Origin of the sequence: Lacticaseibacillus zhaodongensis, from assembly GCF_009687905.1 — a bacterium.
Taxonomy (GTDB): domain Bacteria; phylum Bacillota; class Bacilli; order Lactobacillales; family Lactobacillaceae; genus Lacticaseibacillus; species Lacticaseibacillus zhaodongensis.
In genome coordinates this window covers 99,146-113,632 of sequence record NZ_BLBG01000002.1, presented here as the reverse complement: position 1 = coordinate 113,632, position 14,487 = coordinate 99,146, and the positions used below count along the sequence as shown (strand labels likewise).

The 14,487-nt window shown below is 53.4% G+C and carries 14 protein-coding genes; 7 read left to right on the top strand and 7 right to left on the bottom strand.

The window, feature by feature from the left end:
• Nucleotides 1-192: 192 nt before the first annotated feature.
• Entirely contained in the window at nt 193-2,133 is a 1,941-nt protein-coding gene (locus tag GN107_RS03055) for an ABC-F family ATP-binding cassette domain-containing protein (protein ID WP_155286383.1), read from the top strand.
• 72 nt (nt 2,134-2,205) lie between these two features.
• Here the strand turns inward: GN107_RS03055 and GN107_RS03050 are convergent, their stop codons facing one another.
• The 3 genes from GN107_RS03050 to GN107_RS03040 form a co-directional block, all read right to left on the bottom strand.
• A complete protein-coding gene (locus GN107_RS03050) occupies nt 2,206-2,535 on the bottom strand; it encodes an ArsR/SmtB family transcription factor (protein ID WP_155286382.1) in 330 nt (109 codons plus the stop codon).
• Nucleotides 2,536-2,546: 11 nt separating this feature from the next.
• Nucleotides 2,547-3,110, bottom strand: coding sequence for a cadmium resistance transporter (locus GN107_RS03045; protein ID WP_155286381.1), 564 nt, complete (start codon nt 3,108-3,110; stop codon nt 2,547-2,549).
• Nucleotides 3,111-3,256: 146 nt separating this feature from the next.
• Nucleotides 3,257-3,592 (bottom strand): hypothetical protein, encoded by a 336-nt coding sequence (locus GN107_RS03040; RefSeq protein WP_155286380.1) that lies wholly within the window; start codon nt 3,590-3,592, stop codon nt 3,257-3,259.
• 121 nt (nt 3,593-3,713) lie between these two features.
• On the opposite strand from GN107_RS03040, the gene GN107_RS03035 reads away from it, so the two are divergent.
• Complete coding sequence (locus tag GN107_RS03035; protein ID WP_155286379.1) at nt 3,714-3,905, top strand: hypothetical protein; 192 nt, start codon at nt 3,714-3,716, stop codon at nt 3,903-3,905.
• 446 nt (nt 3,906-4,351) lie between these two features.
• On the opposite strand, the gene GN107_RS03025 is transcribed toward GN107_RS03035, so the two are convergent.
• The 3 genes from GN107_RS03025 to GN107_RS03015 form a co-directional block, all read right to left on the bottom strand.
• Nucleotides 4,352-6,022: a peptide ABC transporter substrate-binding protein gene (locus tag GN107_RS03025; protein ID WP_155286378.1), complete on the bottom strand. Its 1,671-nt coding sequence runs from the start codon at nt 6,020-6,022 to the stop codon at nt 4,352-4,354.
• A gap of 219 nt (nt 6,023-6,241) precedes the next feature.
• Nucleotides 6,242-6,577, bottom strand: coding sequence for a hypothetical protein (locus GN107_RS03020; protein ID WP_155286377.1), 336 nt, complete (start codon nt 6,575-6,577; stop codon nt 6,242-6,244).
• Between the two features lie 259 nt (nt 6,578-6,836).
• A complete protein-coding gene (locus tag GN107_RS03015) occupies nt 6,837-7,601 on the bottom strand; it encodes a MurR/RpiR family transcriptional regulator (RefSeq protein WP_230678542.1) in 765 nt (254 codons plus the stop codon).
• Between the two features lie 170 nt (nt 7,602-7,771).
• Here GN107_RS03015 and pfkB point away from each other — a divergent pair, with 170 nt between their 5' ends.
• Both pfkB and GN107_RS03005 read left to right on the top strand, forming a co-directional pair.
• Nucleotides 7,772-8,719: a 1-phosphofructokinase gene (pfkB, locus tag GN107_RS03010; RefSeq protein ID WP_155286376.1), complete on the top strand. Its 948-nt coding sequence runs from the start codon at nt 7,772-7,774 to the stop codon at nt 8,717-8,719.
• Nucleotides 8,712-10,661 carry a fructose-specific PTS transporter subunit EIIC gene (locus GN107_RS03005; protein ID WP_155286375.1) on the top strand — a complete coding sequence of 650 codons (1,950 nt, stop codon included), beginning with the start codon at nt 8,712-8,714 and terminating at the stop codon, nt 10,659-10,661. Before pfkB ends, GN107_RS03005 begins: the two co-directional genes overlap by 8 nt.
• Nucleotides 10,662-10,757: 96 nt before the next feature.
• On the opposite strand, the gene GN107_RS03000 is transcribed toward GN107_RS03005, so the two are convergent.
• Nucleotides 10,758-10,976 (bottom strand): hypothetical protein, encoded by a 219-nt coding sequence (locus tag GN107_RS03000; protein WP_155286374.1) that lies wholly within the window; start codon nt 10,974-10,976, stop codon nt 10,758-10,760.
• 538 nt (nt 10,977-11,514) lie between these two features.
• Between GN107_RS03000 and GN107_RS02995 the strand changes: the two genes are divergently transcribed.
• From GN107_RS02995 to GN107_RS02985, 3 genes are read left to right on the top strand one after another with little or no spacing between them, the layout of a single operon-like run.
• Nucleotides 11,515-12,180, top strand: coding sequence for a hypothetical protein (locus GN107_RS02995; RefSeq protein ID WP_155286373.1), 666 nt, complete (start codon nt 11,515-11,517; stop codon nt 12,178-12,180).
• Nucleotides 12,181-12,231: 51 nt separating this feature from the next.
• Nucleotides 12,232-12,930, top strand: coding sequence for a response regulator transcription factor (locus tag GN107_RS02990; protein WP_155286372.1), 699 nt, complete (start codon nt 12,232-12,234; stop codon nt 12,928-12,930).
• A gap of 5 nt (nt 12,931-12,935) precedes the next feature.
• A complete protein-coding gene (locus GN107_RS02985) occupies nt 12,936-14,339 on the top strand; it encodes a sensor histidine kinase (RefSeq protein ID WP_230678541.1) in 1,404 nt (467 codons plus the stop codon).
• The last annotated feature ends 148 nt before the right edge of the window (nt 14,340-14,487 follow it).

The following is a 14,487-nucleotide window of genomic DNA, read 5'->3' as shown; positions in this document are numbered from 1 at the left end:
TAGGATTACAGAGGTTCTTTTTACATTTTTTTGAATAATATCCCCAAAAGAGAACGAATTAAGCGATTCATACTGATAAAACCCGAACATCTCTGTATAATCGCCAAAACTTTGTGAGATGAATCGCTTCACTTAGTCGCAAGACGAATGTGTTATATTAGTAGCAAGATATTTTCAGGGAGGAAACACACAGTGATTCTACTTCAGGCACAGGGCATCGGGCGCTCCTTCGACGGTGTTGACCTGTTTACTAACATTAACTTACAGATTCAAGAAGGCGGCCGGGTCGGTCTGGTCGGCCCGAACGGGATCGGGAAAACCACCCTCCTTGAAATTCTGAACGGCGACGCGGAGCCCGATTACGGGTCCCTCAGCGTCAAGAAGAACATCTCCATCGGCTATCTGGCGCAAAATTCTGGCTTAGATTCCGACAAGGAAATCTACGCCGAGATGCTGGACGGCTTCAAGGAGCTGCGCGCGATGGAAAAACAGGTGCACGAGCTGGAAGCCCAGCTGGCGGACCCAGCAATTTTGCAGGACGACGAGCGCTACCAGGACGTCCTGAAGCGTTACGACAACCTGAGCCACCAATTCCGCGAAGAGGGCGGCTACGGCTACGAGGCCGAGATCCGCAACGTGCTGGCCGGCTTCAACTTCCCGCCAGAACGCTACCACGACCGCATCTCCACCCTCTCCGGTGGTGAACGCAGCCGCCTGGCCCTGGCCAAAATGCTGCTGGCGAAGCACGACCTGATCATCCTCGATGAACCCACGAACCACCTGGACATCGACACACTCGGCTGGCTGGAAAATTACCTGCGCGCCTACCCTGGTGCCATCCTCATTGTCAGCCATGACCAGTACTTCCTCGACCACTCCGTCAAGGAAATCTACGAGCTCAGCCCCACCGGCGCCACCCACTACCACGGTAACTACACCGAATACCGCAAGCAGCGCGCCGCCAACCTGGAGCAGGCGTGGAAGGCTTACAACAAGCAGCAGGAAGAAATCGCCAAGCTGCAGGAATACATCGACAAGAATCTGGTCCGGGCCAGCACTACCAAAATGGCGCAGAGCCGGCGCAAGCAACTCGAGAAGATGGTCCGCCTGACGAAGCCGTCTGGTGACAGCAGCGCCCACTTCCACTTCACCCCGGCCAAGACCAGCGGCAACGTGGTTCTGACCGTCAAGGACGCCACCATCGGCTATGAGAAGGATCAGCCGATGTCTGGCCCCATTGATTTTGAAATCCGTAAGGGCGAGCGCGTCGCTATCGTTGGGCCAAACGGGGTCGGCAAGTCCACCCTGCTCAAGAGTGTCCTCGGCCGCATCCCCTTCCTGAAGGGTGAAGCCAAGTTCGGGGCCAACGTCGACCCCGGTTACTACGACCAAGACCAAGCCCAGCTGAACCCGAAGAACACGGTGCTGGATGAAGTCTGGAACGAGCACCCGACCGTACCCGAACGCGAGGTCCGCAGCGCCCTGGCGACCTTCCTGCTCGGAGCGGATGACGTCGACAAGCTCGTCTCCTCCCTGTCCGGGGGGCAAAAGGCGCGGCTCCTGCTGACAAAACTCGCCATGGATCACGACAACTTCCTGATTCTGGACGAACCAACCAACCACTTGGACATCAACAGCAAGGAAGTCCTCGAGAGTGCCCTGGAGGAATACGAAGGCACCGTCATCTTCGTTTCCCATGACCGGTACTTCATCAACAGCCTCGCCCAGCGCCTGATCGCCATCGCGCCGACCGGCAGCACCACCTACCTCGGTAACTGGGACTACTACCAAGAAAAGATTGCTCCGGCCGAAACGGTCGCCGAAGATGGCAGCAAGCAAAAGGCCGCTCCAAGCGCCGCCAACCAGGCTTACCAAGCATCCAAGGAAGACCAGCGCGCCCTGCGCAAGTTGCAACGTGCCGCTGATGACGCGGAGAAGCAGATCGATGAGCTCACCGCCAAGAAGGAAGCCATCGAAGCCGAGATGGCCAAGCCCGAGAACGCCGCCAGCGCCCTCAAGCTGCAGGATATGCAAAAGGATGTCGACAGCCTCACTGAACAGATCAGCGAGCAGGAAGACATCTGGGCCGATGCCAGCGAACAGGTTGAGGAGTTCGAGAACGCACACAAGTAAGCTAGATATGTAAAACAAAACGAGCAGCTGATCTGGAATTATTACTCCAGACTAGCTGCTCGTTTTTTGCAATTATTCAGGGCCATTGCCGTGAGGGTGCGGTTCGCCCTTGATTTCGTGGGCGACGTGGCCGAGTGTTGCGGTCACGATTTCGAGGATGTGCGGGTCGTCGAGCTCGTAGTACACGAATGTGCCCTGTTTACGCTTGCTGACGAGCTGGTACTCGTGCAAAATGGCCAGTTGGTGCGAGACCAGTGGCTGGGGTAACCCAACACTGGCCATAATCGTAGAAACATTGGCAGGATTATTTTCCAGATAGAGCAGAATTTTGAGCCGCTTCGGATTCGCCAGCACCTTGTATATGCGACCCGCCTCCGCCAGCAGAGCATCATCGTATTCCATATTAAGCTCCTTTACATTAAGCCAAGCAGGTGGCTGATCAGCCCACTGTCCCAGAAGACGTAGCAGCCGACCAGCACGTAGCAAAGTTTCATCAACCGCTCACCGAAACGCGCCATCAACTGCGTGACCAATGGCACCGCAGCAATCAGCTTGATCAACAGAACCACAAGCACCGTCAGCGCCGCGATAAACAACAATGCCAGCACAAAATGTGGCGGTGTCTCCCCCGCTAACACCGGCAGGAAGATCGAGAGGTTGCAGCCGGCGCACACGGATAGGTAGGTCACACACACGCTGAGTGGTTCCGAGCGGTGCTGCTTGACGGCGGCCGTGTCATCGTCGTCGTGCAGCGCAAGGTAGATTGGCAATACGCCCAGCGCGCCAAGCACCCACTCCGGCAAGAATACATTCAGCACTCTACCCATAGCGTAACTCAAGACCAATAATAAGATGTTGCCCAGTAAGTAACCGATAATTACGCTCGGCAAGTGGTATTTTTTCAGCAGAAAAATCAGCATGAAGAAGAAATCCAGGTTGACGCTAAGGAACGTTAAGGTCAGTAATCCATAGTTCATATTATGTATTCGTCCTCTCGTCGTTTAAGAACATCATATGTCAAAAACGGCATGTTTGCAAAAGACTAGTATCTGTCTAGCCTGGCGAGGTTCCTGGCGCTCACATATCGATTCACAATCTGTACTCAACACGTTTGCTTAGATTGCTAACTACACGTGTAGAACGTGTCGCCAGCCTTCATGGTCAGGGCCCCTGCTTCAGACAGTGATTCACTGTCAGCGAACTCCTCCGTGAGTGTGGCAATTGCCGCCTGCAGATTATCTCCCAGCTCCGCAACAATGCTGTCATCATCCTCTGGGTCAACAATTGCCACAACTGTTGTCTCCGCATCACCCTCGGCAGATACTTCCGCAATTCGGTATCCAGCACCAGCAAGTGCGTCCGCCGCGGTCTGCCGTTCAACCCGAATTGGCTTCTGCTCTGCGTCCAAAATTATTGTTGCGACTGGCAACGCCCGAATTTGTTGTAATAATTTTTCCATAATCATCCTCATTTAGTTCAAAAATAAATCTGGCTTTGGCTTGCAAATTCTACTTATTGCTCCAAGTGATTAAGCGCTTTAAGAAGTTGTCATTTCGTCAACAAGGATTGAAGGAGATTGCATGCAAACACACGTTTATAGTTTGAGTCTCGCAAGTTACAAACTGTTCACTCCTGTCCACCGACTAACTGACGTCATCATTATCCGCGGCGACTTTGATCACCCTGCTGATAACGATGAAATCGCCCGGGACCGCCAATACACGCGGACGACATCAACGAGTCAATTCCAGGTCAACCCGCCGCACTGTTAACTGCTGAAGGTGCAACCCGAATCGTTAAATTCATTGAGCAGGCAATCGCTGACGGCCATGACCTAGCCGTGCACTGTTTTGCCGGTGCGTCCCGGACTGGTGCGGTCGTTGAGCTGACAAAATTCACTTACAACCTGCCGCTAACCCACGTACAGCTTTGAAAGTCGTTGCGCGCGACAAAATCCAAGATAGAAGACGTTGACACCGATGCCGACTTCAAACGCTTGTACCAACCAAACAGGCTGTGGACGCGGCTGCTGCAGCAGGCTTACGATAAATGCCATCTAGACGCACAACGGTCTTACAGCAATTTATCGGGGAGCTATTTTATTTCTGTACTGTTTTCTGATCTACAGCTGGCCACTTACATTATAAAGCCCAACTCTTATAAACAACACAAACGGGTCCTCAAGAATTCTACTTGAGGGCCCGTTTGCATCATTGTGTTACTTTAAATAGACACCACGCCAGCCAGGGTTACGACCGGCAATGTTCTGGATCATGCCTTTAATTTTGGTATTACGCAGGTACGCGTTGTTAGCCTTGTACAGAGGAATGACGCCCTCTTCGGTGGTCAATAACTTCTGGGCCTTAACCATTGCCGCCCAGCGTTTGTTCGCGTTAGCGGTCGTGTTCACAATTTTCATTTGCTTATCAAACTCAGGGTTGCTGTAGCCACCAAAGTTGTAGGTGTTCCCAGTTACGAACATGTTCAGGTAGGTGGCTGGGTCAGCATATTCTGGATTCCATCCGCCGACGACAACATCGAAGTCGCCGCTCATCATGTTCTTAATCCGGGCGCTGGCCGGCATCGTCTTAATCTGAACCTTTAGCCCAGGTAATGCACTCTGCCACTGACCCTGTAAGAACTCTGAAATCGACTTTGCAGCGTCCGTATCGGATGACAATAGGCTCATGCTGACGGTTGAAGCACCAATCTGTTTTAAACCAGCACTCCACAGTGACTTAGCCTTTTGCTTGTCTTGCTTGGTGACGCTAGGAACTGCTGCCGCCTTAGCAAAATCTTCACCAGTCTTCGGATCCTTAGCAATCCCGGGTGCAACTAAGCCGGTGCTGACCGTTGAACCATCAGCGAGCACGTTATTCGCTAGCTCTTTCCGGTTCAGGGCCAGCGAAAGCGCTTGGCGAATATCCTTGTTGTTCAATGCTTTTTTCAATGTTGGGTTAGACGTCTTCGCGAGGTTCAGTTGTGCATAGTACGAAGCGCCACCTTGGACCAATTTGAAACTCTTGTTACTCTTCTCGTTTGCAACTTGGGTCCCAGTTAACGTCACCTGATCCAACTGCCCTGATTCAAACAGATTCAGTCCTGTTGCGGCTTCGGTAACTACCTGGTATTTCACTGAGTGTAAGTGAATATTCTTCTTGTTCCAGTAGTTATTGTTCTTAACCAGTTTCCAAGTGTTGTCGGTACCATCCCACTTGGTCAGCTTGAACGGCCCATTATAAGCAACCTTATCGGACGCAGTACCATACTTCTTCCCGTATTTATCAACAGCTGACTTTTCTTGGGGCATGAAGCACGCGTTGGCGATCAACTTGTTAAAGTACGAGATTGGTCGATCCAGAGTAACGGTCAAATGGTACTTGCCCTTGGCTTTAATGCCAAGGGTGCCCACAGCCTTCTTGCCTGCACTAATTGCATCAGCGTTCTTAATCCCAGAGAACATGTACGCGTCCTCAGACTTAGTTGCTGGATCAACCGCACGCCGCCAAGAGTAGACAAAATCTTGGGCAGTTACTTCCTTGCCGTCATTCCATTTTGCACCGTGCCGCAAATTATACGTGTAGGTCAGGCCATCTTTAGACACCTTGAAAGTTTTGGCAATTCCTGGTGTAACCTTACTGTTCTTACCAGACGTAACCAGACCTTCTTCAGAGTTGTTCAAGACCTCGACGCTGGTCATGTCTGTCGCGTGAACTGGGTCCATCGACATAATCTGACTATTAATGGATACAGCGATGTTCTCCTGCTTTTTGGTCTTCGTAGCACTATTCCCACAAGCAGCCAGCAAGCTGACAACCACACCAACAGAGAAAACTGCGGCAACCTTCCGTAACTGATGCCGGGGCAAAACATTCCCTTTAACCGTCATACGCAATCTCCTTTACTCAAGAACCATCGCAACAACAACTTTAATAAAGATTAGCTTACCTGAAAGCTCAGCGTTTTGCAATCGAATACTAATCTATATTTGGCTGTAACGGGATCATAGATGGGTAATAGCCTCTTAACGCCTGGCAGCTCTATGCTGACCATGTGCGGCAAAATTAAAGGACGATGTGTCTTAAATAACGGTAAGCCCTAACCGGGGTTATTTTGTTTCCAATTCGTGATACCATCCGTAACCATCTGCACTGCCAGGTTCGCGTAATGAATCACTGTTCGCAAATTCTTCCGCGAGAGTGACGATCGCTTCCTGAAGATCAGTGCCAAGCTCTGCAACGATTGCATCACCATCTTCCGGATCAATAATCACAACATTTACTACTGTTGAATCATCCCCCACAGTTTCCTCTGCAACCAAATAGCCTGCTCCAGACAGGGCATCGGCAACGGTTCGGTGTTCGACCCGGATTGGTTCCTGCTCTGCGTCCAACATTGTTGTCACAACTGGCAACTGTCGAATTTGTTCCACTAATGTCCGCACAATTATCCCTCCTTCTGTTTAAACCTATTTTGATTCCATCTGATTAAGAAAATGTTATCCGAAAAGTAACACCACTTCTAAAGAATGATCTGATCAATCTATCCGTCTGAAATAACCAACGATAGAGCCATCTAGACTATTGTCCAGATGGCTCTATTTTGTGATGATTTATTTGTCAACATCACTCAAGTTATAAGCGTGACCGTCTCTGGAGCACTCTTACCTATTAATTTACAGTTAGTATGTCTCATGTGGCCTATTAATAGCTAACCCGTCTCCCTGAGTTTTCCCGCAGCCTTACCACATACGCATCCAGCAATATCCGCCCAATCACCTGCACCGGCAACCGGGAGTGCACCTCATAATCTGGAAAGTAAGACTCCTCCGACTTGTGCCCCACCAGCAGGATGTCGGTGATTTTGGACAAGGGGGCATCCGCGTTAGTGGTAATGGTGATAATCGGCACGCCATTTTTGCGCAAGCTGTGTGCAGCTTCAACCAGTTCTGGTGTCTCCCCGTTCAGCGAAACGAAAAGCGCGCAGGCGTCTGGCTTGACCCGCTTCGCCAGGGTCCTGATGATGTTCGGGTCGTGCAACACTTGGGTGTACTTGCCGGTCAGCTGCAACTTGAGCGACATCTCATCGGCAATCATCTCGGACAGGCCGCGACCGAAAATGTAGATGATCCGCGCCCCGGCAATCTGCTGAATACTGTCCTCAATGGTCCCAATTTCCAGCTGGTTAATGGTTTCCTCGACTTCATACAGGTTGGCCTTGATCACCGCACCAATGTTGGCGTCCGCCTCGCGCAGGACCGCGGGCTCATCGTGGGCAGGGGTGGAGCTGATCGAGTGCCGAAAATCGGTGTAGCCGGTGTAACCCAACTTCTTCATCGTTCGCACGATGGTGGCTGTCGAAACGTTCGCAAATTCCGCGAATTCAACGATCGACATCTGCATGATCTGCTTCTTTTGCTTATTAATTAGGTCAACCACGTACTGCTCGCTGGCACTAAACTTGCCCATAATTGCCACCACTATTCCTTGATCTGTATTTAGTCATTATGTGTCCCATGTTAATAAAGCCCGTAACCGTTGTAAAGGTTTTCAGCTCACCGCATCTCGACCCGCTTAACTAGAAAACATTTTCGGCCGTGGCTGCGGTACGCTATATACATGGACAGGAGGAATGCAATATGATTTACACCTTAACTCTGAACCCAGCAATTGATTTATTCATCGATACCCCCCGTCTGGACGAAGGTGTGGTGAACCGCACCAATAGTTACGACGTCCAGGCTAACGGCAAGGGCGTCAACGTTTCCTTTATTCTGCACCGCCTCGGCGTCCCGAACGTCGCCCTCGGTGTCGGCGGCGGCTTCACGCTCGCCTACATCACCCAGCAATTATCCGCAGCCGGCATCCAAAATGATTTCATCGACACCGGCGGCATCACCCGCATCAACGTGTTCACGCACGTCCGTGATGGCAACCGGGAATACAAGCAAGTTAATCCCGGCCCGGAAGTCTCACCCGCGGGCCTGCAAACCCTGATCGACCACATCGGCCAGCTGCAAGCGGACGACGTGCTGATCATCTCCGGTAGTTTTGCTAGAGGAATCAGTCCTAGCATCCTGACGGAAATCGGCAAAATCTCCGTCACGCAGGGCTTCAAGTTGGTGCTCGACACTTCTTATCCAGAAGTGCTCAACACCTTGCAGTACCACCCCTACCTCCTTAAGCCCAACAACGCTGAGCTGGCCAGCTGGTACGATTTACCCGCCGACATTGACGACGAGCAGCTCATCAAGCTCGGCCGCGACCTGCAAAAGCGCGGTGCCCAGAACGTGCTCATCTCGCAAGGTGGCTCCGGAGCAATTTTCATCGGCAAGGACGTCTACCAGGGCAACGCGCCAAGGATCAAAGTGCTCAACACTGCCGGTGCCGGTGACACGATGCTCGGAACTTTTGTCGCCGGACTGGTCGCAGGTAAGGAACCAGCAGATAACCTCCGCTACGCCCTGGCCGCTGGTAGCGACACCGCCCGGAACGCCTGGGTGACCGACTTCAAGCAGCTTGATGATTTGTTAACGCAGATTTCAGTGCAGCAACTCAACACGAAAGAAGGTATTATTCATGGCTAAATATGATTTGATTGCGGCCACCGGGTGTGCGACCGGGATTGCGCACACATACATGGCCCAAGAAGCCCTCGAACAAGAAGCTAAGCGCCGCGGCCTCACCATCAAGGTTGAAACCCACGGCCAGGCCGGTGTTGACGACCCCCTCACCCAAGAGGAAATCGACAACGCCCAGGCAGTCATCGTGGCCTCCGACATTGACGTTGACGCGGACCGTTTTGCCGGTCTGCCCGTCATCATGGTGCCCGTCGCATCAGCCATCAAGGACTCCGGCAAGCTGTTTGACGAGGCCCTTGCAAAAGACGCCCCAATCTACAAGCCAAATAGCCAGGCCAAAGCCGCTGGCGACAGCGAGAATTCCGGCGGTGAAGGTATCTGGCACCTGATTTACACCAGTTTGATGAATGGTGTTTCCCACATGTTGCCATTCGTTGTTGCCGGTGGTGTTCTGACCGCGGTTTCCTTCTTCTGGGGCATTTACTCAGCTGATCCGAAGAGCGCGCAGTTCAACGCTTTTGCCGCAATGCTGAACACAATCGGTGGCTACACCATGAACCTGATGGTGCCAGTGCTCGCAGCATTCATCGCTGAAGCCATTGCCAAGCGTAGTGGGATGGTCGTTGGGTTCGCCATCGGGATGATTGCCCTGAATGGTGGGACTGGCTTCCTTGGTGGGATCGTCGGTGGTTACATCGCCGGCGCAATCGTCATCCTCTTGCAATACCTCCTGCGCCCACTGCCTGACAAGGCATTCCGTGGTCTCAAAGCAATTTTCCTCTACCCAGTACTCGGGGTCTTCTTCGCCGGCATGATCATGTGGGTCATTACCAAACCAATGGCTGGGATTAACACCGGCATGATGACCTTCTTGAAGGGCATGCAGAACTCTGACCCAATTATCCTTGGTCTCATTGTTGGCATCATGTGTGCATCTGACTTCGGGGGCCCGATCAACAAGGCCGCTTACCTCACTGGTACCGCCCTGCTCGCTCAGGGCAACGCCTTCTTCATGGCCGGTGTTTCCGCGGCATGTATCGCACCACCAATCGCAACCGGGATTGCCGTTCTGCTCAACCCGAAGGCATACTCCAAGGATGACCGCAGCGCCGGTTACGTTAACTTCCTGCTTGGTTCCACCCATATCACTGAGGGTGCCATCCCGTTCGCAGCGAAGAACCCGCTCCTCAACATTCCGAGCTTCATGATTGGTTCCGCCATCGCCTCAATTCTGACCTACATGAGCAAAATTCAGGTACCAGCGCCCCACGGTGGTTTCATCATCCTACCGCTGGTCAACCACCCAATTCTCTGGGTCGTTTACATCTTGATTGGTTCCGCCGTTTCCGGTGTGCTCCTCGCACTGATTGCTGGCCACTCCGCTAAGAAACACGGCGTCAGCCAGAACTCCGTTTCCCTCGCCGGCCTGACCGGTGACCAAGCCGCTGCTGCAATTGCTCCTGAAGCAAGCAGCACCGTTTCCGAAAGTGATGCCGCAACCAACGACCTTGGTGAAATCCTCAATGAAGACAGCATCGTCCTCGATTTGAACGCCACCAGTCGCGACGATGCCCTGCACCAGCTGGCCGAAATTGCCGTCAAGAATGGCATCGCCACTGATGCGGAAGCAGTTTACCAGAAGTACCTGAAGCGCGAAGCCGAGAGCTCCACGGGGATGGAACAAGGTATCGCCATCCCCCACGCCCAAGATGCCACTATCAAGCGTTCCGCAATGCTCGTGGTCCGCAACCAGAAGCCGATTGACTGGAAGACTTTTGACGACCAGCCCGTCGACACCATGATCAGTTTCCTCATCCCTGAGCATGACAACGGCGACCACCTGCACTACCTGAGCAACACAGCAAAACTGCTGACGCACCAGAGCTTCATCAAGGCGCTGAAGGCAGCCCAGACGAAGATGCAAATTCTGACGCTATTCAAGGAATAAGCAGCTTATTGAGATACTAACAACCAACGGCAGCCTCGCGATTAGTTTGTCAATCGCGAGGCTGCCGTTTTCGTGTCGTTCCGGAACAACTCCAGTTTACCGAGGCAACTCGTCGGCCAGCAGCCCCGCGTCGCCCTTGAGCCATTCCCAATATTGCGCAGCGCTCAGCTCACCGCCTTCTAGATGCACCAGTGCGCGCACGGATTGCTCACAATTTACATCCGCGAGCGTGCTGATAATTAAATCAACATCAGCTTGCGTTAGCCTTGCGCCGGCCTGTTTAAGTTCGTCCGCAATGCGGTCCCCATCAGTCATCGTTTTCACCTCGCGAGTAGCCTACCACGAACCTCAGCCAAGTTCGATGATCTGCGTTAACGGTCGGTGGCGGGCAGCGCGTCTTGTCTTTCCAGCCGAGTCGCAACGCGTGGCGGCAAAAGCAGCCAAAACTTGGTCGGGACATATAATAAAATATGCGCAGCGGCACCCGCAAACCCTTGCTGGCACTGGCTTTGCGGAAATTGCTAATATTGGGATGGTTAAACGCTTGAACCAAAAATCGGGCTTGTTAAGGAAAATTTTGCAAAAATTCTGTCAATCAGCCTGCTTGTGCAGCAAACCACAAGCCATATTTTAGCGACCCCGCATAAACGCCGCCATGACGGGATTTAGGCCATCCCAATGCGTCTTTTTAAAAATATGTCCCGACCATATTTTGGCATAATCACGCTCCGCCCGTTGCCACTCGCGGCTGCAAAATCTAAATTTTCTTAAGAATTGCTTCACTTTTCTTTAGTAGCCCCGCCGCACGTTCCGGCCTACCCTAAGCTTATAAACTTTTGAAAGGTGGTGCCCCATGCGCAATTTGCTTACAGCTCACGTTAAAACGGTTCCCGGGACACACACCCAGCGGCTCCGACTACTGCTACTGGCTGGAATCGGCGGCTTCGCGGTCTGCAGCTTGGCCCAAATCGTGTCGCTGCCGGCCATGTTCGTCATCAACCTCGTGCTGGCTATTGAGAGCAACCGCACGCGGCCCGCAGCCGGGCCGCAGCAGGAACTGCTTGCCCACATCTTTGCCGGTCTCAGTGCGTTATCGTGGCTGCTCATGCTTGAAAACAGCCTGGGCTTGGGACCCGTGATCAGCCCACTCTTGACTCTGGGGCCACTGCTGCTGATTCACTTGCTTGCCGGTAAGTCGGGCCGGCATTACGCCAGCCAGCTGCACGTGGCGAGCTGGGCAGCGATTTTGACCTGGGCACTGGGCTTCGGCACGTGGCAGCTGCGGGTAAGTGCAGTCGTCATTGCCATTGTCTCCACCATCGTGTTCGCCCTGCCGCAGCCGCACAACTTGCGACGGCTACTTCTGCACGTCCCAATCAGCGCCGGCATTGCAATCGGCGCCCTAAGCTCTAAGATTATCTTTCAATCTTGGACCATCTGGCTGGCATTGATTGCGTACTGCGGTCTCGTAGTGCTTTACTATATTTGTGTCCGCGCAGAACGAACGCGCCGGCAGTAATCAGCAATCATTTTGCAGACTATGCAAAGCATTTCTTTGGAGGAGATACTTTTGGCAACGACGATATTATTAGTAGAAGACGAAGAGGCATTAGCGGATTCCTTGAGCACCGAGCTGGGCTTCGAGGACATGGCGGTCATCTGGGCCAAAGACGGGGTCGAGGCGCTGGACAAGTTCCGCGACAACGAAGCCAAAATCGACCTGATCATCCTGGACTGGATGTTGCCGCACGTTGACGGCTTCAGCGTGCTGCGGCGGATCCGCAAAACCAGTCAGGTGCCGATCATTATGCTCACCGCTCGCGACTACATCGGTGACAAAGTGGCTGGCCTCACTGGCGGCGCCGACGATTACGTCACCAAGCCCTTCGAAATGGAGGAGCTCATCGCGCGGGTCCAGGTCGCACTGCGGCATGCTCAGCCCGCCCAGAGTAACGCGACCGTCTACACGGTCAGCGACTTATCTGTTGACACCGACACCAAGCGCGTCTCCCGCGGCGGCAACATCATCCCCCTCACCCAGCGCGAATACGAGCTGCTCGTGGCGCTCATCAGCAATCAGAATGAGGCCTGCTCGCGCGACGACTTGCTCGACACCGTCTGGGGCGCGGATTTTGAGGGTCAGCCGAACATTTTGGACGTCTACGTACGGAACCTGCGCAGCAAAATCGACGCGCAGGGCAATGGCCGCAAGCTGATCCACACCGTCCGCGGCGTCGGCTACATGCTGTCGGAAAACGTTGCGGAGTGAGCAAAATGTTTAAACAGCGGAAACAATCCAGCGCGGCAATCATGCTGCGCAGCATGATGACCATGATTGTTGTCATCACCCTGGCACTCAGCTTGCTCATCGTCATCGCGGTCGGCCACCAGTTAATCAAAGAAGTCGGCACGACGACCGAGCACATCACAAGGAGCCTCAGCAAGACCGATATCGATGGCGACGACGACTGGGAAAACTGGCGGCGGAACAGCACGCTGGACACCAGTGCCACCTATGTTTACGTCCACAACGAGCGCAAGAATGCCCAGATCAAGCATTACTATTCCCCGAAGGCTGATAAAATTCTCAAGGTGGAGCCAGTTAAGGTTCCCTTCATCGCCAACTTGTACTACCGCCACAACATCGGCTTCCTTTACCACCGCATGGCCCACGCGCGCGGCATTTACTACACACTGTGGCAGAGCATGACGCCGCAAATCGACGTGCTGCTGCGGGTGATTCAGATCACGGCCATTTTGCTGATTCTCACGCTGCTCATCAGTCCGCTTTATATTCAGCGCCTGACCAAGCGGCTGACTGACCCGCTGTCGGATTTGTCCCGCACCACCAAGACCATCACCAAAGAGAAGGAACCCGGCTCCATGCGGTTGCCCGTGCCCAAGCAACCGACTGAAGTCACCGAACTGGCCAGCAACTTCAACGACCTACTCGCGATGCTGGATGAACGGCAGGAGCAGCAGAAGTTGTTCGTCATGAACGCCGCCCACGAATTGCGGACGCCGATTGCGACCATCCGCAGTCATTCGCAGCTGATCGAACGGCACGGGGACGACCATCCGGAAATCATTGCCAAGTCTGTCCGCTACATTACTGAAGAGTCGCGCCAGATGCAGCAACTCATTGAAGAGCTGTTGACTCTGTCCCGGGCTGACCGGTTGGTGCTGGACGTTAACGACCTCAACCTCAGCACTGAAGTCGCCGGCATTGTGCAAAAAATGCAGGGGACGTTCAAGCAAACAATCACCACTGATATTGACGCTGACGTGCACGGCGTCGCTAACTCTAACGCCCTCGAGCAAATTCTCAGCAACCTCGTGACCAACGCCGCCAAGTACTCACCGGCAAGCAGCACGATTGCAGTCACGCTGCGGCAGGCCGCTGACGGTGGTCAAATCATCAGCGTTAAGGATCAGGGCCGCGGAATCAGTGACGCGGAAAAAGCCCACGTCTTCGAGCGCTTCTTCCGCAGCGCCGACGTCCGCGGTTCCGTCCCCGGAACTGGTTTAGGGCTCGCGATTGCAACTCAACTGGCTACCTTGCTCAACGCCAACCTGCAAGTCGCTGACAACCAGCCCCGCGGCACTATCTTCAGTTTGCACCTGCCGGCCGTGCAAAAGCAGCAAGCAACGGAAGCAGAACAATCGACAGCAGAATAAATGCCACCCGCAGGCCGCTCAAATTAATGAGCGGCTGCAAACGTGGCCCACAACGCAGCTCCTTCCGCTTAGCTAAAGAGGTGCCTACTCCCCAAAACCGGGAATAGGCACCTCTTTTTCTAATGCTCAGGAGCTGAACGCGTTGTGG